Annotated in this window: 23 protein-coding genes; 14 read left to right on the top strand and 9 right to left on the bottom strand. The window is 33.6% G+C overall.

Features of this window, described 5'->3' with window-relative positions:
• Positions 1–178: 178 nt before the first annotated feature.
• A complete protein-coding gene (locus tag JOOMADRAFT_RS10335; RefSeq protein WP_008613117.1) occupies positions 179–2,647 on the bottom strand; it encodes a TonB-dependent receptor domain-containing protein in 2,469 nt (822 codons plus the stop codon).
• Positions 2,648–2,762: 115 nt separating this feature from the next.
• Between JOOMADRAFT_RS10335 and JOOMADRAFT_RS10330 the strand changes: the two genes are divergently transcribed.
• Complete coding sequence (locus tag JOOMADRAFT_RS10330) at positions 2,763–3,122, top strand: CoA-binding protein (RefSeq protein WP_008613115.1); 360 nt, start codon at positions 2,763–2,765, stop codon at positions 3,120–3,122.
• On the opposite strand, the gene JOOMADRAFT_RS10325 is transcribed toward JOOMADRAFT_RS10330, so the two are convergent.
• Positions 3,106–4,587, bottom strand: a complete 1,482-nt coding sequence (locus JOOMADRAFT_RS10325; RefSeq protein WP_008613113.1) for a sodium:solute symporter — start codon at positions 4,585–4,587, stop codon at positions 3,106–3,108. The genes JOOMADRAFT_RS10330 and JOOMADRAFT_RS10325 overlap by 17 nt on opposite strands.
• Before the next feature lie 79 nt (positions 4,588–4,666).
• On the opposite strand from JOOMADRAFT_RS10325, the gene recR reads away from it, so the two are divergent.
• The 12 genes from recR to rimO all read left to right on the top strand — a co-directional run bounded on the left by recR (position 4,667) and on the right by rimO (position 13,391).
• Entirely contained in the window at positions 4,667–5,287 is a 621-nt protein-coding gene (gene recR, locus JOOMADRAFT_RS10320) for a recombination mediator RecR (RefSeq protein WP_008613111.1), read from the top strand.
• Between the two features lie 100 nt (positions 5,288–5,387).
• Entirely contained in the window at positions 5,388–6,761 is a 1,374-nt protein-coding gene (locus tag JOOMADRAFT_RS10315; protein ID WP_008613108.1) for a dihydrolipoamide acetyltransferase family protein, read from the top strand.
• An 87-nt stretch (positions 6,762–6,848) separates the two neighbouring features.
• The gene (locus JOOMADRAFT_RS10310; protein ID WP_008613106.1) at positions 6,849–7,628 is read left to right on the top strand and encodes a 3'-5' exonuclease; all 780 of its coding nucleotides are present in this window, start codon (positions 6,849–6,851) and stop codon (positions 7,626–7,628) included.
• Between the two features lie 11 nt (positions 7,629–7,639).
• Positions 7,640–8,251 (top strand): fumarylacetoacetate hydrolase family protein, encoded by a 612-nt coding sequence (locus JOOMADRAFT_RS10305; protein WP_008613104.1) that lies wholly within the window; start codon positions 7,640–7,642, stop codon positions 8,249–8,251.
• A 49-nt stretch (positions 8,252–8,300) separates the two neighbouring features.
• Entirely contained in the window at positions 8,301–8,636 is a 336-nt protein-coding gene (locus tag JOOMADRAFT_RS10300; protein ID WP_008613102.1) for an Hpt domain-containing protein, read from the top strand.
• 2 nt (positions 8,637–8,638) lie between these two features.
• Entirely contained in the window at positions 8,639–9,886 is a 1,248-nt protein-coding gene (locus JOOMADRAFT_RS10295; RefSeq protein ID WP_008613100.1) for a competence/damage-inducible protein A, read from the top strand.
• A gap of 75 nt (positions 9,887–9,961) precedes the next feature.
• A complete protein-coding gene (gene rpmB, locus JOOMADRAFT_RS10290) occupies positions 9,962–10,198 on the top strand; it encodes a 50S ribosomal protein L28 (RefSeq protein WP_008613098.1) in 237 nt (78 codons plus the stop codon).
• A gap of 27 nt (positions 10,199–10,225) precedes the next feature.
• Positions 10,226–10,408 (top strand): 50S ribosomal protein L33, encoded by a 183-nt coding sequence (rpmG, locus tag JOOMADRAFT_RS10285; RefSeq protein ID WP_008613096.1) that lies wholly within the window; start codon positions 10,226–10,228, stop codon positions 10,406–10,408.
• A 6-nt stretch (positions 10,409–10,414) separates the two neighbouring features.
• On the top strand, positions 10,415–10,567 hold the full coding sequence (locus tag JOOMADRAFT_RS19900) for a DUF4295 domain-containing protein (protein ID WP_008613094.1): 153 nt from the start codon (positions 10,415–10,417) through the stop codon (positions 10,565–10,567).
• Between the two features lie 126 nt (positions 10,568–10,693).
• A complete protein-coding gene (gene ftsY, locus JOOMADRAFT_RS10280; protein ID WP_008613092.1) occupies positions 10,694–11,650 on the top strand; it encodes a signal recognition particle-docking protein FtsY in 957 nt (318 codons plus the stop codon).
• 6 nt (positions 11,651–11,656) lie between these two features.
• Positions 11,657–11,932: a hypothetical protein gene (locus tag JOOMADRAFT_RS10275; protein ID WP_008613091.1), complete on the top strand. Its 276-nt coding sequence runs from the start codon at positions 11,657–11,659 to the stop codon at positions 11,930–11,932.
• Between the two features lie 154 nt (positions 11,933–12,086).
• Positions 12,087–13,391 carry a 30S ribosomal protein S12 methylthiotransferase RimO gene (gene rimO, locus JOOMADRAFT_RS10270; protein ID WP_008613089.1) on the top strand — a complete coding sequence of 435 codons (1,305 nt, stop codon included), beginning with the start codon at positions 12,087–12,089 and terminating at the stop codon, positions 13,389–13,391.
• Between the two features lie 70 nt (positions 13,392–13,461).
• On the opposite strand, the gene JOOMADRAFT_RS10265 is transcribed toward rimO, so the two are convergent.
• From JOOMADRAFT_RS10265 to JOOMADRAFT_RS10240, 6 genes are all read right to left on the bottom strand, one after another.
• Positions 13,462–13,839, bottom strand: coding sequence for a Dabb family protein (locus tag JOOMADRAFT_RS10265; RefSeq protein ID WP_008613087.1), 378 nt, complete (start codon positions 13,837–13,839; stop codon positions 13,462–13,464).
• Positions 13,840–13,881: 42 nt separating this feature from the next.
• Positions 13,882–14,208 (bottom strand): DMT family transporter, encoded by a 327-nt coding sequence (locus JOOMADRAFT_RS10260; protein WP_008613086.1) that lies wholly within the window; start codon positions 14,206–14,208, stop codon positions 13,882–13,884.
• A 68-nt stretch (positions 14,209–14,276) separates the two neighbouring features.
• Positions 14,277–15,257, bottom strand: coding sequence for a DUF6515 family protein (locus JOOMADRAFT_RS10255; RefSeq protein WP_008613084.1), 981 nt, complete (start codon positions 15,255–15,257; stop codon positions 14,277–14,279).
• Positions 15,258–15,290: 33 nt separating this feature from the next.
• Entirely contained in the window at positions 15,291–16,019 is a 729-nt protein-coding gene (locus JOOMADRAFT_RS10250; protein WP_008613082.1) for a DUF2092 domain-containing protein, read from the bottom strand.
• Between the two features lie 231 nt (positions 16,020–16,250).
• Positions 16,251–16,940, bottom strand: coding sequence for an aquaporin Z (gene aqpZ / locus JOOMADRAFT_RS10245; protein ID WP_008613081.1), 690 nt, complete (start codon positions 16,938–16,940; stop codon positions 16,251–16,253).
• Positions 16,941–17,125: 185 nt separating this feature from the next.
• The gene (locus tag JOOMADRAFT_RS10240; protein ID WP_008613079.1) at positions 17,126–19,891 is read right to left on the bottom strand and encodes a T9SS type B sorting domain-containing protein; all 2,766 of its coding nucleotides are present in this window, start codon (positions 19,889–19,891) and stop codon (positions 17,126–17,128) included.
• 151 nt (positions 19,892–20,042) lie between these two features.
• Between JOOMADRAFT_RS10240 and JOOMADRAFT_RS10235 the strand changes: the two genes are divergently transcribed.
• Positions 20,043–20,555: an adenine phosphoribosyltransferase gene (locus JOOMADRAFT_RS10235; RefSeq protein ID WP_008613078.1), complete on the top strand. Its 513-nt coding sequence runs from the start codon at positions 20,043–20,045 to the stop codon at positions 20,553–20,555.
• Here the strand turns inward: JOOMADRAFT_RS10235 and JOOMADRAFT_RS10230 are convergent.
• Positions 20,552–20,704 carry a hypothetical protein gene (locus JOOMADRAFT_RS10230; RefSeq protein ID WP_040880028.1) on the bottom strand — a complete coding sequence of 51 codons (153 nt, stop codon included), beginning with the start codon at positions 20,702–20,704 and terminating at the stop codon, positions 20,552–20,554. The genes JOOMADRAFT_RS10235 and JOOMADRAFT_RS10230 overlap by 4 nt on opposite strands.
• Between the last annotated feature and the right edge of the window lie 181 nt (positions 20,705–20,885).

The following is a 20,885-nucleotide window of genomic DNA, read 5'->3' as shown; positions in this document are numbered from 1 at the left end:
AGCGGGCAGATAACACTAACCATCAACTATATGAGAATATGCGTCGCTATTAAATCCCTCATTGAGGGTTTCATTTTCTAGAGCCTGTCCTGGAGTTAACCGAAGGGCTCTACGTTGAAACAGATTAAATTATTTTCCTTTGAGTAGCTCGTAGGCTTGCCTCGAGGGAGTTGGTTTTTTAGAAACCACCTCCGCTACTTTCTTTAGTGTTATTGTCTCTATTTTTACGTGCTACTTTTCTGTTTTTTCCACCGCCAAATCGATAAGATAATCCAGCAAATATGGTTCTGCTTTCCCAATTAAAAGCACCTTCTTGCATGTATGGACGCTCTCCTTCAAATCTAAATTGCATAGTATTGAAAATATCGTTGAAATTTAAACTAAAGGTTCCTTTGCCTTGCGCAAAGCTGTAACGTGCTCCTGTATTTACAAAATACATGGGTTGTGCATTCATTTGAATTCCTTTGTTTTCTCCTCTATAAAATCCAAATAAAGAAAGGGAGAGCTTTTTTGTAATCGTAAAATTATTATTCAAACGAGCGTTATACGCCACATTCTCAACTTTAATTTTTTCTTCCACAATATCATCCACAGATGGGGTGTCGCTTGGGTTTAATTGTTCGGTTAATCCACGTTGGGTTTGCGAGTATAAATCGAAACTTCCGTTAATGCTCCACCATTCTAATGGTTTATAATTTGTTGAAATTTCAAAACCGAAGGCTTCAGTGTCGTCAAAATTATCATAGGTAAGCACTTGCTTTGAAACATCCAATCGGTCTATATATAAAGCTCTGTTAATTTCGTCTTTTATGGCTCTGTAATACACCCCTAAAGTAATACTCCCGTGTTCCAATCTACGTGTGTAATTTGTTTCAAAGGAGTTTGTAAATTGCGGTTTTAGACTTTCATTTCCATAAGAAGAAATAATTGGGGTACTCCATTCTCTAATAGGATTTACCTGTGTAAGTCCTGGTCTATCTACTCTTTTACTATAACTAACTTGAAACTGATTTTTTTCTGAAGGAGAATAAGTTACAAAAGCCGAAGGATATAATTGTGAATAATTGTCGGTGAAACTACGAACGCTATTAGTGTCTGCCTTAACCGATACATTTTCGTAGCGAGCTCCAACTTGATAGCTCCATTTTTCGAAATTCTGACCAAAAGTAGCATACCCAGAATAGATATCCATTCCGTAGATAAATTCTGTACTTGGGGTAGGCACGAGTTGTCCGCCACTGTTAAAAGTAAATCCTGTTGAATTGTAATCTACATTGGTTTCAAAATTACGAGTTTCAACTCCAAGTTCTAATTTAGACTTTTCAGAAAGCGGATTTACATAATCTAAATTGGCAATAGTCTGTTGTCTTCTTGTATCAACAAAATCTAAATAATCGGGTTGAGTTGTTGCGCCAGAATAGTTGAAATCTGCATTTTCTTCATCTGAAAAATTACTGTAATCCACTTCCAATTCAATATTGTGACCTTCTTTCTCAAAATCTCTTTTATAATCAAAATTATATTGTTCGTTTTGGTTGGAATTATTGCTTATAAATAATTGTTGTGTGTCTCCAACCGATGGGTCTATATTTGTAATTCTTGTGTCTCCAGAGCCTTTTCCATCGTAGATATTCTGATTTGTAAAAACAGAAATAGTATTGTTGTCATCTAAGAAAAAGTCAACTCCTAATTTGTATAAATGCGATTTGTTATTATTGAAAAAATTAAAATTTTGAATCTGGTTTTCATTAAAATTAGCAGATGCTTCATCGTCAAAACGTTCTATTCTTCCATCGTTCACATATTTCCCAATATTGTTTCCGTAATTCCCGTAAAAGTTAAATTTTCCACGTCGGTAATTTAAATCTATAGAACTATTAAATTTAGCTTCCTCTTGATAAGACAACCCTAGATTTAAATTTCCATTAAAACCAATATTAGCATCTTTATACAATACAATATTAATAAGTCCGCTCATCCCCTCAGGGTTATATTTTGCTGAAGGATTTGTAATTAATTCTATCTTTTTGATAGATGTTGACGGGATTTGTTTTAATAATTGTGCAACAGGGACGTTGGATAATTTTCCGTCTACCATAACCCGAACATTAGAATTTCCTCGCATAGATAAATCGCCTGTTTGTTGATCCACATTTAGTGATGGAATATTATTCATAATATCACTAGCGGTAGCTCCTTGTGTGGTTAAATCTTTTCCAACATTAATAACTTTACGGTCAATTTTCTGTTCAATACTAGAGCGTTCTGCAACCACATCTACGCCTTCAAGCTCAGTAATATTTTCTTCAAGAGTAATAGTTCCAAGGGCTACTTTTCTATTTTCTTTTGAAATTGTTATTGCTTTACTAAAAGTGTTGTATCCTATAAATTGTACTTCAAATAAATAGGATCCTTCTTCAATATTGGAAAGTTCAAAAGTACCATCGTCGTTTGTAATGCCTCCAACAATTGTATTTCCTTCTTTTTTTATAACTACAGTAGCATATGGAATTGGTTGTTGAAGTGATTTGTCGATTACAGTTCCTGAAACGCTCCCAAGCTTAGCAAAATTTGTATTGGGAGCGCTGTTTTGTGCATTTAAGATAGTTGATAAGGCTATCATGCAACATAGAATGAATTGTTTCATTGATTGATTTTTTTGATTGATGATTTTTGTTTAATTTCATTTAAGCTGTTACCTAATTGACGACTGTTTAAGCAAGCTGTTACAGCTTTATTAAATCTTTAACATTATTTAACAAATGAAGAAAACACTAGTAATGGGCGCTTCTTTAAAGCCTAGTAGATATAGTAATATTGCGATAAACAGATTGGTTTCGGCTGGTAATGAGGTTGTTGCATTTGGTTTAAGAAAAGGAGAAGTGGCAGGAGTGGAAATAGATACAGCGCTTTTAAAATATAAAAATATTGATACCGTTACGTTATACTTAAATCCAAAAAATCAAGAACAGTATTACGAGTATATAATTGGTTTAAATCCAAGCCGAATTATTTTTAATCCAGGTACAGAAAACCCCGATTTTTACGCAATGCTTCGTAAAAATAATATTGATTATGAGGTGGCTTGTACGTTAGTTTTGCTTTCTATTGGGCAGTATTAAATAGAATTTCTTTTTCTGCTGAAGTTGGTTTACTAGAGATAAGAAGTAATCCTATAAAAGTTAGAGCTCCATTGAGAATTAATACAAAAAAACCAAAATCAAATCCAAACTGAGTATTACTCCAGGTGCTTATTACATAAGCTAAAATTGGAGATAAAATAGCTATAAAAGGCACCCATTTATCGTTTGCTTTAAGTTTTGTGAAAAGTCCAAAGCTATAAAGTCCCAGGAGTGGACCGTAGGTATAACCAGTAAAAACAAAGAGTTTAGCAATAACGCTTTCGTCTTTTATAATATATTTAAAGGCAATGATTACTAGAATTAAAACCAATGAAAACAGAACATGGATATTTTTTCTGATTCTAATCTGTTTCTTAGCATTGTATTTTTTTTCAATATTTAAAATATCAACACTAAATGAAGTGGTAAGAGAGGTAAGAGCACTGTCTGCGCTACTGTATGCCGCTGCAATAAGTCCAATTAAGAAAAATATAAACACGCCAATTCCTAGATAGTCTTTAGCAAGTACAGCAAATAAATCGTCTTTATGAGCATCAATACCTAGCTGTTGCGCGTAAACGGTCATTAACAATCCTAAACATAAAAAAATAAAATTTACTACTGTTAGTACAATTGTGAACCAGAACATATTTTTTTGAGCATCTTTAAGAGAACGACAAGTAAGATTTTTTTGCATCATATCTTGGTCAAGTCCTGTCATTACTACAGAAATAAATGCTCCAGAAATAAACTGTTTCCAGAAGTAATTTCCGCTTTTAAAATCGTCAAAAAAGAACATTTTAGATAAGTCGCTTGAGGCAATATAATTTGCCATGGTCTCGCCACTAATATTTAAATCGTTGTAAACAGTAACAATGGCAACCCCTAATGCTATCAACATAAAAAGAGTTTGCAGCGTATCGGTCCAAACAATAGTTTTGATGCCGCTTTTAAAAGTATAAAGCCAAATAAGTATAATGGTTAGCGTTACGGTAGCCCAAAAAGGCACGCCCATTTCATTAAAAATAATTACTTGTAAGACATTGGCTACAAGGAATAATCTAAAGCTAGCTCCAACAATTCTAGAAAGTAAAAAGAAAGAAGCGCCGGTTTTATAGCTATTATTTCCAAATCTCTTTTCTAGATACGTGTAAATAGAGGTGAGGTTTAGTTTATAATATAGGGGTAATAATACAGTTCCAATAATTAGATACCCAACAATATAGCCAAAAACAACCTGCATATAACCAAACTTAGACTCTTCAACCCAGCCGGGTACAGAAATAAAAGTAACCCCACTAAGAGAGGCGCCAATCATCCCAAAGGCTACAATATACCAAGGCGATTGTCGGTTTGCTTTAAAAAAGTTATCATTACTTTCTTCATCTTTGCTTGTTAAGAAGGAGACTAAGATTAAAATTCCGAAGTAAGCAGCAATGATTAGGAGGATATAAATAGGCTTCATGTAATTTTTTTCTGAAATGAATATACAAAACTATGTTATAAAATTTATTTATGACACTTAAAATTGTAATTTCGCAACAATGGAATTTTCATCTAAATTATTAGAAAGTGCCGTTTATGAAGTTTCTCAGCTTCCAGGCATAGGAAAGCGTACTGCGCTTCGCTTAGTACTGCATTTATTGCGCCAACCCGAAAGTCAGACTACCAATTTGGCATCCTCACTTTTAACCCTTAAAACAGAAGTAAAGTTTTGTAAGAGCTGTCATAATATTTCTGATGTAGAATTATGTGAAATTTGTGCCAACCCAAAGCGACAAGAAAAATTGGTGTGTGTGGTAGAAGATATCCGAGATGTTATGGCTATTGAAAATACAGGGCAATACCGTGGAATTTATCATGTTTTGGGAGGTAAAATATCTCCAATGGACGGAATTGGTCCTTTAGATTTGAATATTGCTACCCTTGTGGAAAAAGTAAAAGAAGGAAAAGTAGATGAAATAATTTTTGCTTTAAGCTCGACAATGGAGGGAGATACTACCAATTTTTATATCTTTAAACAGTTGGAACCTTATAAAGTGGTAACATCTACAATTGCGCGAGGTATTGCGGTTGGAGATGAATTGGAATATGCAGATGAGGTTACTTTAGGAAGAAGTATTTTACATAGAATACCTTTTGAAAATTCTTTAAAAAGTGATTAACGTAGAATTATGATATTATAAAGAAAAATTAATAACGAAAAAGCTTATTTTTTATTATTTTCGCAAAATAAGCAACTTAAAATAGCTACAAATTATTGATATGGCAAGAATTGAATTAAAACTCCCACAAATGGGGGAAAGTGTCGCAGAAGCAACGGTAACTTCTTGGTTAAAAGAAGTAGGTGATACCATTGAAGCAGATGAGGCGGTACTAGAAATTGCAACCGATAAAGTAGATTCTGAAGTTCCAAGTGAAGTAGATGGAGTTTTAGTAGAGAAGTTTTTTGAAGTAGATGCTGTTGCGAAAGTTGGAGATGTCCTGGCTATTATTGAAACAGAAGGAGAGAATGAAGATGTTAAAGAAGCTTCAGAGGAAAGCGCTTCAACAGCTGTAGAAACAGAAAAAGAAGAAGTGAATGGAACGTCTGTTAATGAATTAGAAGACAATATTTCAGCAATAAAAGAAAGTGTTTCTGCACCAGTAGCAGATTTTAATGATTCTGAAAGATTTTATTCTCCTTTGGTGAAAAATATTGCTAAAGAAGAAAATATAAGTCTAGGAGAATTAGAAACTATTAGCGGTACAGGAAAGGATGGGCGAGTTACTAAAGACGATATTTTAAAGTATTTAGAAAATAGAGGCTCAGCTTCAAGTACTAAACCAGTATCTGTAGCTCCAGAACCTACTAAAAAAGTAGAGTCGCAAAGCAAGCCTACACCTCCAGTAGGACAAACAGTACAAGCATCTCCAGTTTCTGTAAATGGGCAAGATGAGGTAATTGAGATGACTCGAATGGGGAAATTAATTTCGCATCATATGGTGCAGAGTGTTCAAACTTCTGCACATGTACAGAGCTTTATTGAGGTAGATGTAACAAATATTTGGAATTGGAGAAACAAAGTAAAAAATGAGTTTCAGAAAAGAGAAGGAGAGAAGCTTACTTTTACGCCAATTTTTATGCAAATAATTGCTAAAACCATCAAAGATTTTCCGCTAATTAATATTTCTGTTGATGGCGATAAAATCATCAAAAAGAAAAATATTAATTTAGGAATGGCGGCTGCGCTTCCAGACGGGAATTTAATTGTTCCAGTAATTAAGAATGCAGACCAGTTAAATTTAGTTGGAATGGCAAAGCGTGTAAACGACCTTGCAGGGCGTGCACGTGTAAATCAGCTTAAGCCAGACGAAATCCAAGGTGGAACTTATACAGTAACCAATGTTGGGACTTTTGGAAGCGTAATGGGAACTCCTATTATTAATCAACCTCAAGTTGCTATTTTAGCGTTGGGTGCCATTAGAAAAGTACCAGCAGTTATTGAAACTCCAGAAGGCGATTTTATAGGAATAAGACATAAAATGTTCTTGTCTCATAGTTACGACCATCGTGTAGTAAATGGAGCTTTAGGAGGACAATTCATACAAAGAGTTGCTGAGTATCTCGAAGCTTGGGATGGCGATAAAGAAATATAAAGAAAATAAACTTTTGAAAAAATAAAACCCTGAAAACTCAGGGTTTTATTTTTTCAATCCCTAATTTTATAATTTCAAAATAAAATCATGGAATTAAATTTATCTAAACCTATCTGTTTTTTCGATTTGGAAACTACAGGAATTGATGTAGCTAGAGATAGAGTCGTAGAAATATCAATATTAAAAGTATTTCCAAACGGAAATAAAGAAAGTAAAACTTGGCTGGTCAATCCAGAGATGCCAATTCCACCAGCATCGTCTGCAATTCATGGAATTACCGATGAAAAGGTAGCTAATGAGCCTACTTTTAAAGAGTTATCTAAAACTATTTATAATATGATTAAGGATAGCGATTTGGCGGGTTATAATTCTAATAGATTTGATATTCCTGTATTGGCAGAAGAATTATTACGTTCGGATATCGATTTTGATATGGGAAGTCGGGTTGCGGTAGATGTGCAAACTATTTTTCATAAAATGGAACAACGTACCCTATCTGCTGCCTATAAATTTTACTGTGGTAAGAGTTTAGAAGATGCGCATACAGCAGAAGCAGATACCAATGCAACCTATGAGGTTCTAAAATCGCAATTGGATCGTTATAAAGATGATTTAGAGAATAATATGAAGTTTTTAAGTGAGTTTACTACTAGGAAACAAACCGCAGATTTTGCTGGATTTATTATCTTTAATGAAGATGGAGAAGAGGCTTTTTCTTTTGGGAAGCATAAAGGTAAAAGAGTGGAAGATGTTATGGAACAAGAACCAGGTTATTTTGGCTGGCTCCTAAATGCAGATTTTCCTTTGTATACCAAAAAAGTACTCACAGCTATAAAATTGCGTAAGCTAAATAATAAATTAAATTAGTAGTCTTAAGAATGAAGATTATTTGTATTGGTAGAAATTATACCGACCATATTGAAGAGTTGAAGAATGAAAAACCAACAGATCCAGTAATTTTTATAAAACCGGATAGCTCTGTATTGAAAAATGGTCATGATTTTTATATTCCAGATTTTTCAGATGATGTACATTATGAGGTAGAAGTGTTGGTGAAAATTAACAAGGTAGGAAAGTTTATCGAGCAGAAATTTGCACATAAATATTACGAGGAAGTAGGCTTGGGGATAGATTTTACAGCTCGCGATGTACAAGCTAAATTGAAAGAAAAAGGATTGCCTTGGGAAAAGGCAAAAGGTTTTGATGGCGCTTCTGTAATTGGAAAATGGATTGATAAAACGAAACTACCTTCTATTAATAATATTGATTTTAGCTTAATAAAGAACGAAGAAGTAGCTCAAAATGCAAATACTTCTTTAATGTTATGGAAAGTAGATGAGTTAATTTCGTATATTTCCACGTATTTTACACTTAAAATTGGAGATATTATTTTTACTGGAACTCCTGCTGGAGTAGGAAAAGTTGCATCAAATGATAAGTTAGAAGGCTTTTTAAACCAACAAAAAATGTTTTCAATAAAAGTGAAATAATGTATAATTAATTCGCTTTGATATCTATATAAAGAAACAATAATAACTAATGAAATACAGCTTAGACAAACTAAACGAACTATCTGGTGGAGACAATGAGTTTAATGCCTCCGTGATAGAGACTTTTTTGTTGGAAACCCCCGAAGACCTAGCAAAATTGCAAAAATCTGTAAGTAATAAAGAGTTTGACTTAATTTACCAATTTGCGCACAAAATAAAGCCTAATGCAGATTTATTAGGAATTGAAACTGTGAGAGAGCATATGTTGGCAATGGAAGGGCATGCGCGAGGAGATAAAGATATTGATGCAATAAACAGTCTTTTAAAAGAAGCGGAATCAGAATTACAAAATGCATTTTCTGAGTTCAAAGCGTATTTAAGATAGTCATGTTTGCAGAGATAATTACAATTGGCGATGAGATTCTCATAGGTCAGATTATAGATACCAATTCAGCTTTTATAGCTAAGCAATTAAATCTTATTGGAGTTTCTGTATATCAAATCACCTCTATTCAAGATGATAAAAAGCATATTCTAGAGGCTTTAAAAGAAGCGGAAGAAAGAGCGGATATTATTATAATTACTGGCGGATTAGGACCTACAAAAGATGATATTACAAAACATACCATTTGCGAATATTTTGATGATGAGTTGGTAGAAGATGCTACTGTGTTAGCGCATGTGGAGCATTTGTTTAAAAAATATATCTCTACCCCAATTTCCGATTTAAATAGAAAGCAAGCCTTAGTTCCTTCTAAAGCAAGAGTGCTAAAAAATAACTTTGGAACTGCGCCTGGAATGTGGTTGGAAAAGGGGAGTAAAACCTTTATATCTCTACCTGGAGTGCCTTATGAAATGGAAGCGTTGATTACGGGAGCTGTAATTCCGAATATCCAAGAAAAATATGAGCGCCCCTATATTTTACATAAAACTATAATTACTTATGGGTTAGGAGAAAGTGCTTTAGCAGAACGAATAGAGGCCTGGGAAGATAATCTCCCTCCATTTATAAGATTGGCTTATTTGCCGAATTTAGGAAAGGTAAGATTACGACTTACAGCCAAAGGAACGGATAAAGATATTTTAGATTCTGAAGTAAAGAGCCAAATTGAAAAATTAAATCCGTTGATAAATGATATTTTCTTCGGAATGGAGGAGGATAGTGTATTGGAAATAGTAGCAGGGAAATTACTGAAACAAAATAATGAAACCGTTGCTACAGCCGAAAGTTGTACAGGAGGAAAAATAGCAGAAACTTTTACAGCAATCCCTGGTTCTTCCGCTTATTTTAAGGGGAGTGTAGTAAGTTATGCCACGCAAGCAAAGATAGATGTTTTGCATGTGGATAAAGCTTTGGTAGAACGCCATTCTGTTGTAAGTAAGCAAGTTGCTGAGGCAATGGCATTGAGTGCGCAAAAACTTTTTAAATCTACCTATGCAATTGCCACTACAGGAAATGCAGGGCCTACAAAAGGCGATTCTAATGCAGAAGTAGGAACAGTTTTTATAGCAATTGCTACTCCAAAAGGAGTGATTTCAGAAGAATTTAATTTTGGGAATCATCGGGAGAAGGTAATAAATAAGGCAGTTAACAAGGCTTTTGAAATTCTTTGCAAAGAAATTTTAAAAAAATAGCATATTTACTTGTCTTACAAGTGAAAAATTCGTTAATTTGCACCCTGTTTTTAAATAACATAAAGTTTTAGAAGAATGTCAAGAGTTTGTGAACTTACTGGAAAGAAAGCGATGGTGGGAAATAATGTTTCTCACGCAATGAACAAAACCAAGCGTAAATTTGATGCGAATCTTATCAAAAAACGTTTCTTCCTTCCTGAAGAGGATCGTTGGGTTACGCTTAAAATATCTACATCTGCGTTAAAAACTATTAACAAGAAAGGTATTACTGCGGTTTTAAAAGAAGCTAAAGAAAAAGGGTTTATTAAGTAATTAATAATCCGTTAAAAAGATATAAAGATGGCAAAGAAAGGTAATAGAATACAGGTTATTTTAGAATGTACCGAGCATAAAACTTCTGGGCAACCAGGAACATCTCGTTACATTACTACGAAAAATAAAAAGAATACACCAGATAGATTAGAGATTAAAAAATTTAATCCTATTCTTAAGAAAATGACTGTTCATAAAGAAATAAAATAATAAGCCATGGCAAAGAAGACAGTAGCATCCTTACAGACAAGTTCAAAAAGATTAACCAAAGCAATTAAAATGGTTAAGTCTCCGAAAACTGGCGCTTACACTTTTGTAGAAGCTGTAATGACTCCAGAAGCAGTTAATGACTGGTTAAATTCAAAATAAGAAGTTCACAACTTATTATATATTAAGGCTACTTTCGTATAGAAAGTAGCCTTTTGTTTTTATATCTTTGGAGTTCATAACCAAAAGGGTTGGTTATAGTCCGTCAACTAACGTATACGTTGTAAAATGAGTTTTTTTAAGAAAATATTTTCATCAGAAAAGAAGGAAACTTTAGACAAAGGCCTAGAGAAATCTAAATCAAGTTTTCTTTCCAAGTTAGGAAAAGCAGTAGCAGGGAAGTCAAAAGTAGATGACGAAGTGCTAGATAATCTTGAGGAGGTTTTGGTTACAAGTGATGTAGGAGTTAATACTACACTTAAAGTTATTGAGCGTATTGAAGCTCGTGTTTCTAAAGATAAATATCTTGGTACAGAAGAGTTGAATCTTATTCTGAGAGAAGAAATAGCTGGATTATTATCGGAAACTAATTCGGGAGAAGAAAAAGAATTTGTTATTCCTGCAAATAAAAAACCTTATGTGTTGATGGTAGTAGGGGTAAATGGCGTAGGAAAAACCACAACGATAGGGAAATTAGCGTATCAATTTAAAAAGCAAGGAAAAAAGGTGGTTTTAGGAGCTGCCGATACTTTTAGAGCTGCCGCTATAGACCAATTGCAAGTTTGGGCAGATAGAGTAGAGGTGCCTATTGTAAAGCAACAAATGGGGAGCGATCCTGCTTCTGTAGCTTTTGATACCTTAAAATCTGCCGTAAATCAAGATGCAGATGTTGTAATTATCGATACAGCAGGAAGACTTCATAATAAAATAAATTTAATGAACGAGCTTACAAAAGTTAAGCGCGTTATGCAGAAAGTGGTTGGAGATGCTCCTCATGATGTTCTCTTGGTTTTAGATGGCTCTACAGGACAAAATGCCTTTGAGCAAGCCAAACAGTTTACAAAAGCAACCGAAGTTACTTCTCTGGCAGTAACCAAATTAGATGGTACTGCAAAAGGTGGCGTTGTTATTGGAATCTCCGATGAATTTAAAATTCCTGTAAAATATATTGGTGTAGGAGAAGGTATTGAAGACTTACAAGTTTTTAATAAGTATGAATTTGTCGATTCATTTTTTAAGCAATAAAATTTAATGCCAAATAGAACGCTTGTAACCGTTACCAAAATAATAGCTTATTACTGTATGTTTTATGCTGCAGTTAAATGTTATGCTATTATAAATGGGATGTGGCTTTTTCCAAATTTAATTGTAGGAATCTTTTTAGCTATTATCGCTTTTATAGGTTTTTGGATTATGAAAACTGAAAAGTATAATTGGTATTATTTGGTGGTTTGTGTAGTTCTTCTTTCTGCATTACGCTATTATGAGCCTACTTTAATCCCGTATTTACAAGAAGTTTTAGGTTAAAATTAATATTAACTCGAATTATCTTCGTTTTATACACTTCCAAGTTGTAATTTTGCCCACTGTTTTAAAATAAGCATTTTATGATGGATTTTTTGTTTTTAGATGATGTATCTATTAAAGAAAATCTTTCAATTTAAATAAGAAATCGGTTGTTATGAGAACAAAATCATTGAAGAAGAATAAGATTAATGTTGTGACTTTAGGATGCTCTAAAAATGTATATGATAGTGAAGTACTTATGGGGCAACTTAAGGCAGGAGGAAAAGAGGTTGTTCATGAAGAGGAAGGGAATATTGTAGTGATAAATACCTGTGGATTTATAAATAATGCAAAAGAGGAAAGTGTAAATACAATCCTTGAGTACTTAGAAAAAAAACAGGAAGGAGAAGTAGATAAAGTGTTTGTTACAGGGTGTTTGAGTGAGCGTTACAAGCCAGATTTAGAAAAAGAAATTCCAGATGTAGATCAGTATTTTGGTACTACAGAATTGCCAAGTCTGTTAAAAGCACTTGGAGCAGATTATAAGCATGAGCTTATTGGGGAACGTATGACTACAACTCCTAAAAATTATGCTTATTTAAAAATTGCTGAAGGTTGCGACCGTCCTTGTAGTTTTTGTGCTATTCCTTTAATGAGAGGAAAACATATAAGTACTCCGATTGAAAATTTGGTCAAAGAAGCCAACAATTTAGCTGCCAATGGGGTTAAGGAGTTAGTGCTAATAGCGCAAGATTTAACTTACTATGGTTTAGATTTATATAAAAAAAGAGCTTTAGCAGACTTGTTAAAGGAGTTGGTTAAAGTAGAAGGGATTGAATGGATTCGTTTACATTATGCGTTTCCTACAGGATTTCCAATGGATGTTTTGGAAGTAATGAAAAACGAACCTAAGATTTGTAATTACATAGATATTCCTTTACAACATATTGCCGATCCTATTTTAAAGTCGATGCGACGAGGAACTACAAAGGAGAAAACAACAAAGTTGCTTCAAGATTTTAGAGCCGCTGTTCCAGAAATGGCTATAAGAACAACATTAATTGTTGGGTATCCTGGAGAGACAGAAGAAGATTTTCAGACTTTAAAACAATGGGTTAGCGAAATGCGTTTTGAGCGTTTAGGCTGCTTTACTTACAGTCATGAAGAGAATACGCATGCGTATAATTTAGAAGATGACGTTCCTGAAGAGGTAAAGCAACAAAGAGCTTCAGAAATAATGGATATCCAATCGCAAATCTCATGGGAGTTAAACCAAGAGAAAGTAGGGAAAACTTTCCGATGTGTAATTGATAGAAAAGAAGGGAATTATTTTGTAGGACGTACGGAGTTTGATTCTCCAGATGTAGATAATGAGGTGTTAATAGATGCGTCTCAGTATTATTTAAAAACTGGGGAATATGTTGATATTTTGGTAGAAGAAGCGGGAGATTTTGACTTGTATGGTAAGCCAGCAGTGTAATTTTAAAAATATAAAAAAGGAGGCTACATTTTTAAAAATGTAGCCTCCTTTTTTATGAGTTTGTTTTAGTTTATTTTATTATGTTAACTACATAATCAATCTCCATAAAATCTACAACCTCTTTTTTCCATACATTTTCTACAAATGCTACATGGTCTGGATGATTGCTATAGGTGTCATAATCTGCTTGACTTTTAAATTGCATAGTTAAGCCCCATTCAAAATCGTTCTTTTTACCAATTTCCTTAACGCTTGTCATATTTAAAACGGTTGGAATGGATTTAAGTGCTACTGCTTTTTCGATAAAAATCTTTTCAGCTTCAGATCCTTTTGGATGCTTCAATTTAAAGAACACAGTATGTGTAATCATATCTTTATTTGATGAGGAATTGCAACTTGTTATAGCAAGTGTTGTTAGGAAAGTAAGTAGTAAAAATAGTTTTTTCATTTTGGATAAATTTTCTTTTTTCCGAAGTTACAAAAATGGGATTTAATGCGAAACAAATTTTAAACCTACTAAAGAAATAATTAGAGTTGAAATAAAGAATAAGCGCCAGAAATCAACAGGTTCATTGAAAAGAAAAACCCCAGCTAATACGGTTCCTACCGCTCCAATTCCTGTCCAAACGGCGTAGGCTGTTCCTATGGGGAGTGTTTGGGTAGCCTTCATTAATAAAAGCATGCTAATTGTTAGGCACACTAAAAACCCGAGATACCAATAGCTAGCTTCATTCCCAGTACTATTTTTTGCCTTTCCTAAGCATGTAGCAAATCCAACCTCAAAAAGTCCTGCTATAATTAAGAGTATCCAATTCATAATATTAAAAAAATATTGCCTCGTGATATACTATCCACGAGGCAATAAAAATAAAGAAATTATTAAGACTATTCTTCTTTAACTTCTGCAACTTCGTATTGATTCTTACCATCAATTTTTACAGGTTGATAGTAAGTTTCTCCATATTTTACATAGGTTTGATCTCCAATTCTTACTTCTTCTGCGCCTTCTGGTAAGTTTTCTACTACTGTTCCAGCAGTTGGAGGAACAACAGTATAACCATCACTATCTTTTTCGTAATAAGCCCCACCGTAATAATAATTGTTTGTGCTATCTCCAGTACTTACAGTTTCATAACCATCTGGAAGAACTTTTATAGTAGCACCTACCGGGGCTTGTACAACAGTATAACCATCTTTTTCTTTAACATAGTAATTCCCTTGATCATAGTGATATTGTTCATTTTCAACAGAAATAATAATAGCAGTTGTTGCTAATGAGGCTACGAAAAATCCCCATGGATGCCAAATAGGTCCCCAGTAAAAAGGGGTAAATGGATGGTAATAATATGGGTGGTATGCATAATAATGAAAACCTCCGTAGGAATATGGTGGCCTGTAATAAGGTCTAGGATTTGGTCTTACTACTGTATGACGGTTGTTAATGTGAACGTTATTATTACGATTTACATTGATGTTTACATTATTATTATTGTTATTATGCGGTCTGTTAACAACATTTGAATTTGATAAGTTTCCATTATGATTAGGTCTTGAATTGTTGTTGTTAGGCCTGTTTACCGTAGATCTAGAGCTGTTGCCAGTTGAAGGTCTGGTAGATGGGCGAGACGTAGTTGTTGGTCTACTAGGTCTAGTAGCGGGTCTGGTACTAGGGATGTTTCTACTAGGTTGTTTATGAAACCCACCGTTAATAGGTTGTCTCCCTGCCGAAGGGCGAGATGCAGTGTGTGGGCGACTCATACTTGCGGCATGACCAAAGCGTTGAGCTTCTATTGTTATTGGGAAGATTAGCAATAAAGCAAAGAAAGCTATTTTGCTATAATTTATATGTTTTATTTGAATTTTCATGTGTTTTAACTTTAGTGTTGTATAAAGAATGAATTATTCAGCTTTAGCCATAATATCTATGTTTCTAGAATTTTCTGGCGGATAGAAATTAAAAATAGTATCATCAATTTCAGGATTGATAACCCAATCTTTAAAGGTTACTTCGTATTGGTTGTGGTTGCCATCTTTATGAATTATTACCATTTTTTTTGGGAGTGGGTCTTCATCATTTTCAATCCATAATTGAACATTCAATTTATTATTTGAAGCTAGCACATGATAGCACAACACATTGTCTATATAATCATTCCCCATATAAATTATATTACTAAAATTTTCAATCATATCATCTGTTAAGCTGGGGTAGAATATATCGGCAGCTGGAAAACGGATATCAAATTTTTTATGAAACCCATCAATGAGTTTAATAATATTATCTGGGGCATCTAAGACAGAATAATTGTTTTCATCTACAGAATAGTAAACAAACTTTGTTCCGTTGTAGTAATAGTCTTTATTATGTTGTGTGCCTCTTGTTTGCACTAGCATTTTATTTGGACCAATCATACTAATATTATCCGTATAAAAGTGTTTTTCTAATCCATAATAGCCATCATAGTCTGTGGAACGTTCAAGAGTAAGGGTGCAGGCATCTATGGAGCCTATGTATGCCCCCATGTTGTCAATAATATTAATGGCAGCAGAATCTATTACCGATTGATTATTTTGTGCAAAGCTTGAAATTCCGCACAAAAAGCATAATGCTATTACAATTTTTTTCATGTGTTTATCTTTATTACTTTTTTAAAAGACATGTTAGGCATCTAATTTATTTAATTAATAAGATGAATAAAACCTATTGTAAAACGGTCTCATTTATATAAATAAATAGAAAATATAATTTGTAGTAATAAGGAGGAATAGTGTGTAAAGTACTAAGATACTACATTAAACTAATAAAAAAAAGTCCCAATTTTAAAAAGAGGGACTTCATATAGTATTATTTTTTGAATGTTATTCTTCGGTGTTTGGAGCTATAATTTTGTAAACAATACCAGCAATTGCAGCACCAATAATAGGTGCAACCCAAAACAACCAAAGTTGTCCCATAGCCCAATCTCCAACAAATAGAGCCTGACTTGTACTACGAGCAGGGTTAACAGAAGTATTGGTAACGGGAATACTAATAAGATGAATTAAAGTTAAGCCTAATCCAATAGCTATTCCAGCAAATCCACTAGAAGCATTTTTGTGGGTAACTCCTAAGATGATAATTAAAAACATAAATGTCATCACAATTTCTGTAACCAGTGCAGCTGTTAAATTATAACCATCTGGAGAGTGTGCTCCATAACCATTGGCAGCAAAACTCCCTATAGAAGCCCCGTCTTTACCAGTAGCAATTAAATATAAGATACCTGCTCCAGCGATACCTCCAAGAACTTGAGCGATGATGTATGGTAAAAGGTCTTTACCGTCAAAACGTCCACCAACCCATAAACCGATTGAAACAGCTGGGTTTAAATGGCAACCAGAAATATGCCCAATAGCATAAGCCATGGTGAGGACTGTTAAACCAAAGGCTAAAGCAACGCCTGCAAATCCAATTCCTAGTTCTGGGTATCCAGCAGCAAGCACGGCGCTACCACAACCACCAAGTACCAGCCAAAGGGTACCAATAAATTCTGCAATTAGTTTTTTCATTTTTTATCGAAATTTGTTAATAATAAAAAATGTAAGCTTGGTGGTGGGAAAAGTATGTATGTTTGTGGGGTAAAACGTATGTTATACGTAATTATTATTCTATAAATGTAATAAAAAAATCTAAATGATAATTGTTTTTTTATTACAAAACATGAAAGATAAAATTGTAAACTATTGTAAGAAAATTATAATTTTAGAGTAAAGTGACCTTTGTATTCTTTCCCATCGGGAAGTTTAAAATAATACCAGTAATCATCTGGAGGTAATAGTTTTCCATTATACTTTCCATCCCATCCTATTGATTTTAAAGGATCAAAAGCACATATTAATTTACCGTACCTGTTATAAATTGAAACATAAGAAGCTTGGTTATAAAGAGATGGATTTAAGCCACTCAAATTCCAAGAATCATTTATAGTATCATTATTAGGAGTGAAGAATTTAGGGAAACCAATTATAGCAAAATCTTGAGAAACCGTTGTACAATTATATGTGTCTTTAACATATAGCGTATGTTCACCTGGAGGTAAATTTGCAAAAGAATTGGATTCTTGATAATTGCTAAACTCATTATCTACAGCGTATTCGACCTCTCCATTATTAGAATTTACTATAACCTCAATATTTTTATCATCAATTTTAATTTCCTCAATTACTGGGACTTCAACTTCATTTACCGTTACATTTATAGATTGACTACAGCCTACTATTGGGTCGGTAACTGTTAATTGGTAGACACCTGGAGCGTTAGCGCTTATAATATTTGTTGTTTCTCCAGTATTCCAAAGGTAATTGTATTGTGAGGCGTATGTAGTACTTATGCCAGAGCTGATAATGACAGGGAAGTTTTGTGCGCAAGCTATACTTTCTTTATCTTCAATAAGAGGGAATGGTTTAGTAATCAGCTCAATCGACCCACCACCATAGCATGAATTTCCATCAACAGCTCTAATGTATACTGTTGTATTAGAAGACTCATAATTGTCAGGAATTGGATTGATTCCAATAGCAGCATCTTGAGGATGCTCGTGTAAGGTAACAATAACTCCTGACTGTCCAATATTACTTACAATATTTGACCTTATAGATGAGATATCAAAAATAGCGATACCATCATTCTCATAATCACAACCATATTGATCTGGAGCTGTTATTGGAGTTGCAGCATTTGTTTGCAATTCAATGGGGACTATTTCATAACATTCTGGGTTTGTTCCGTATACTTTAGCATATACAATTTGGTTCATGGTAATATTCCTATAAATAGGATCGATATAATCTGTATTATCTACATCAGCATCAGCATCTGTGGCACTTAAATAGAAATTAGCATTCACAAATTGTGTAGTGTTTAAGGTAATGTCTGGAATTGTATTATTTAAATTAAATGTAGCAATACCGTCATTTGGATTATTATCAAAAGAGTCGCATTGCGTAAAAGGGAATGTTCCGCTATATACATTTGGAGCTTCAGAAATAGTAACCTGTTTAATAAGTGGGTCGTATGCTACTCCATTTGTATATAATTGGAGAGATACCGTATAGGTGCCAGGGTTGGTATATTGATGAGTTGGGTTTTCGACTGTACTAGTATTTGAGCCATCTCCAAAATCCCATTCTACACTTGTATATGGGTCTTCAGAAGTAATTGTAAATTCAGTAGTATCTCCTAAACAGGTATTTTCATAATCAAAAGAATAGTAGAAAATAGATTGGATAAAAGCTGGCAATCCTTGTCCAGTTACCCGGCCATTTAAATCTGTATAATCGGGTTTATAATCACACGTAGTTCCTAATTGATTTGGGGTATTAATTACAGAGAGTTTTGTTCTTTTATCGTTTAATTGATAAGATGTTCTGTATATTTTTCCATTTAGGGCTAATTGTAATGCTCCAGTTATTGTAGATGAATTATCTATTATTGTTTTACTATTTGCTATATTGTTACTTTCCAAATTGTATTGGTAAAGTAAGCCCCTTTCAAATAGATCATTAGAATTAAAAATAGAGGAAGTAATATACAAGACCTTAGAGTTTGGAGAAAACTCAACTCCGTATGGGTACTCATTATCTAATAAAGTTTCTTGATTGCTTACCATACCTGAAGCATTATCAAAGTTGTATAATAATACTTTTCCATTTTTTCTTAGCCCAGTTCGCGGGTTGCCTAAATTGGTAGAAGTGTGAGCAATTGCTAACTTTTTTCCGTTAGGAGATACTTTTAGGTAACCTATAGCCGTAGGATTAGCTCCTTTGCTAGCACCATCAGGATATAATCTTGGGTTAACAGTTTGTTGTACTGTAGAGATTACAGGATTGCTATTCACTCCGTTTGCATCAACTTTAAAAGCGTAAAACTTATTTACAAATTGAGTAATTACCCAAATGGCAGTCCCATCGTTATTAGTAACAGCAGTTATTTTTTCTGAAGCTTTAAATTCCCTTTGTATAGCATCGTTAGTATCATAAGTTATTAAATGAATATTCTTTTTACCAGTAATAACATCTCCATAACCTCCATTTAATGTCATATCTACTTCTGAATAGTTAATTCCTTCAATTGTATCGCCAGCGTCAGCTTGAAGTTTGCCAGGCTCATCAACCGTAAAAATATAATATAAACCTCTTCTAACAGGATTAGGTATAATAATAGCAGATTGTGTACTCGATTTATCTCCTAAAAGAGCATAACCATTAGGCATCTCAGTATGGTTTCTGTCCCAAACAGATATTCCATCTGTATAAAAAAGTAAACTTCCATTAGTGTCAGAAATAGCAGCGCATCCTTCTCTAGAGTTTAATTGTCCATTTGTTAAAGGAGTGGGAGGTTCTGTGTTAAAATTTAAACCTGCTCTTTCGCCAAAATACCAATAAGCGGACTCTTTTTGCGCTAATAATTGATTGCTTAAGAGCAATCCTAAAGTAAGTATGAAGAATTTTAGAACTTTCAAATTTTAGATATCTGTGAATTAGTAGCTTAGATTTGGCTAAAAGTAAGAATAAACAGTAGTTATACGAAATAATTTTACGACAGAATATTTTAATTTTAAGATTAAGTTATTTTTATTGTATTATTAGCTAAAATTAAAAAAAGCACAACCTATGCAGCTCTCAGATTACATTCGTGATATACAAGACTTTCCAAAGCAAGGGATTTTGTTTAAAGACATTACACCACTGTTATTGAGTACTAAAGCAACCCATTTGGCGGTGGATGAGTTGTATAAAAAAATAGAGGGTAAAAAAATAGATGTTGTAGTTGGAATTGAAAGTAGGGGCTTTTTCTTCGGGACATTATTGGCTCAAAAGCTAACATGTGGTTTTGTGCCAGTTAGAAAACCAAATAAGTTGCCAGCAGAAACTACTTCACAAATATATGCTTTAGAATATGGAGAAGATAAGTTAGAAATCCATACCGATGCTATAAAAAAAGGAGATAAAGTTCTAATCCATGACGATGTTTTAGCAACTGGTGGAACTGCCGAAGCGGTATGTAAATTAGTGGAAAAACTAGGTGGAGAAGTGGTGCAGTGTAATTTTTTAATGGAATTATCTTTCCTCTCTGGAAGAGAAAAATTGAAAAATCATGAAGTAAAAGCGGTTATAACTTATTAGTCCAAAGCATTTTTGGTAACATAGGCACGCCAGCCAATAATAGCTAATTGGAATTTACTCGCTTTTGCCAAATCCAGTTCTTTTTTTGTAAAAGAAGGGAGGATTAACTTATTTATTCTTGCTAACAGTTTAAAAAATTTCTTTTTCATATAGTTATTTTTCTTGTAAAGGTAAAAAATATAGAGATAATTATCGGGAGTATAGTCGTTTATCTCTTGTGGCGGATTTTGCTCCGTAATCAAGTTTTTCTTTATTTTTTTTGATAAAAAATCAGTAAAAGTATACCGAAAACTAGCCGTTAGAATCCTTACTCAAAAAAATAGCTCATTG

The sequence above is a fragment of the Galbibacter orientalis DSM 19592 genome (genome assembly GCF_000260115.1).
GTDB classification, from domain to species: Bacteria; Bacteroidota; Bacteroidia; order Flavobacteriales; family Flavobacteriaceae; genus Galbibacter; species Galbibacter orientalis.
Note: the sequence above shows the minus strand (reverse complement) of the source record. Positions and strands in the feature narration are given on the sequence as shown.

Bases quoted from the DNA above. Each gene is read 5' to 3' on its own strand.
- JOOMADRAFT_RS10250 (WP_008613082.1), bottom strand. From the start codon at position 16,019: ATGAAAAAAATTGTAATAGCATTATGCTTTTTGTGCGGAATTTCAAGC.
- JOOMADRAFT_RS10330 (WP_008613115.1), top strand. From the start codon at position 2,763: ATGAAGAAAACACTAGTAATGGGCGCTTCTTTAAAGCCTAGTAGATAT.
- JOOMADRAFT_RS10295 (WP_008613100.1), top strand. From the start codon at position 8,639: ATGTTTGCAGAGATAATTACAATTGGCGATGAGATTCTCATAGGTCAG.
- JOOMADRAFT_RS10335 (WP_008613117.1), bottom strand. From the start codon at position 2,647: ATGAAACAATTCATTCTATGTTGCATGATAGCCTTATCAACTATCTTA.
- JOOMADRAFT_RS10325 (WP_008613113.1), bottom strand. From the start codon at position 4,587: ATGAAGCCTATTTATATCCTCCTAATCATTGCTGCTTACTTCGGAATT.
- rpmG (WP_008613096.1), top strand. From the start codon at position 10,226: ATGGCAAAGAAAGGTAATAGAATACAGGTTATTTTAGAATGTACCGAG.
- JOOMADRAFT_RS10265 (WP_008613087.1), bottom strand. From the start codon at position 13,839: ATGAAAAAACTATTTTTACTACTTACTTTCCTAACAACACTTGCTATA.
- JOOMADRAFT_RS10275 (WP_008613091.1), top strand. From the start codon at position 11,657: ATGCCAAATAGAACGCTTGTAACCGTTACCAAAATAATAGCTTATTAC.
- JOOMADRAFT_RS10315 (WP_008613108.1), top strand. From the start codon at position 5,388: ATGGCAAGAATTGAATTAAAACTCCCACAAATGGGGGAAAGTGTCGCA.
- JOOMADRAFT_RS10255 (WP_008613084.1), bottom strand. From the start codon at position 15,257: ATGAAAATTCAAATAAAACATATAAATTATAGCAAAATAGCTTTCTTT.
- JOOMADRAFT_RS10230 (WP_040880028.1), bottom strand. From the start codon at position 20,704: ATGAAAAAGAAATTTTTTAAACTGTTAGCAAGAATAAATAAGTTAATC.
- JOOMADRAFT_RS10260 (WP_008613086.1), bottom strand. From the start codon at position 14,208: ATGAATTGGATACTCTTAATTATAGCAGGACTTTTTGAGGTTGGATTT.
- rpmB (WP_008613098.1), top strand. From the start codon at position 9,962: ATGTCAAGAGTTTGTGAACTTACTGGAAAGAAAGCGATGGTGGGAAAT.
- ftsY (WP_008613092.1), top strand. From the start codon at position 10,694: ATGAGTTTTTTTAAGAAAATATTTTCATCAGAAAAGAAGGAAACTTTA.
- recR (WP_008613111.1), top strand. From the start codon at position 4,667: ATGGAATTTTCATCTAAATTATTAGAAAGTGCCGTTTATGAAGTTTCT.
- JOOMADRAFT_RS10300 (WP_008613102.1), top strand. From the start codon at position 8,301: ATGAAATACAGCTTAGACAAACTAAACGAACTATCTGGTGGAGACAAT.
- rimO (WP_008613089.1), top strand. From the start codon at position 12,087: ATGAGAACAAAATCATTGAAGAAGAATAAGATTAATGTTGTGACTTTA.
- JOOMADRAFT_RS10305 (WP_008613104.1), top strand. From the start codon at position 7,640: ATGAAGATTATTTGTATTGGTAGAAATTATACCGACCATATTGAAGAG.
- JOOMADRAFT_RS10235 (WP_008613078.1), top strand. From the start codon at position 20,043: ATGCAGCTCTCAGATTACATTCGTGATATACAAGACTTTCCAAAGCAA.
- aqpZ (WP_008613081.1), bottom strand. From the start codon at position 16,940: ATGAAAAAACTAATTGCAGAATTTATTGGTACCCTTTGGCTGGTACTT.
- JOOMADRAFT_RS19900 (WP_008613094.1), top strand. From the start codon at position 10,415: ATGGCAAAGAAGACAGTAGCATCCTTACAGACAAGTTCAAAAAGATTA.
- JOOMADRAFT_RS10310 (WP_008613106.1), top strand. From the start codon at position 6,849: ATGGAATTAAATTTATCTAAACCTATCTGTTTTTTCGATTTGGAAACT.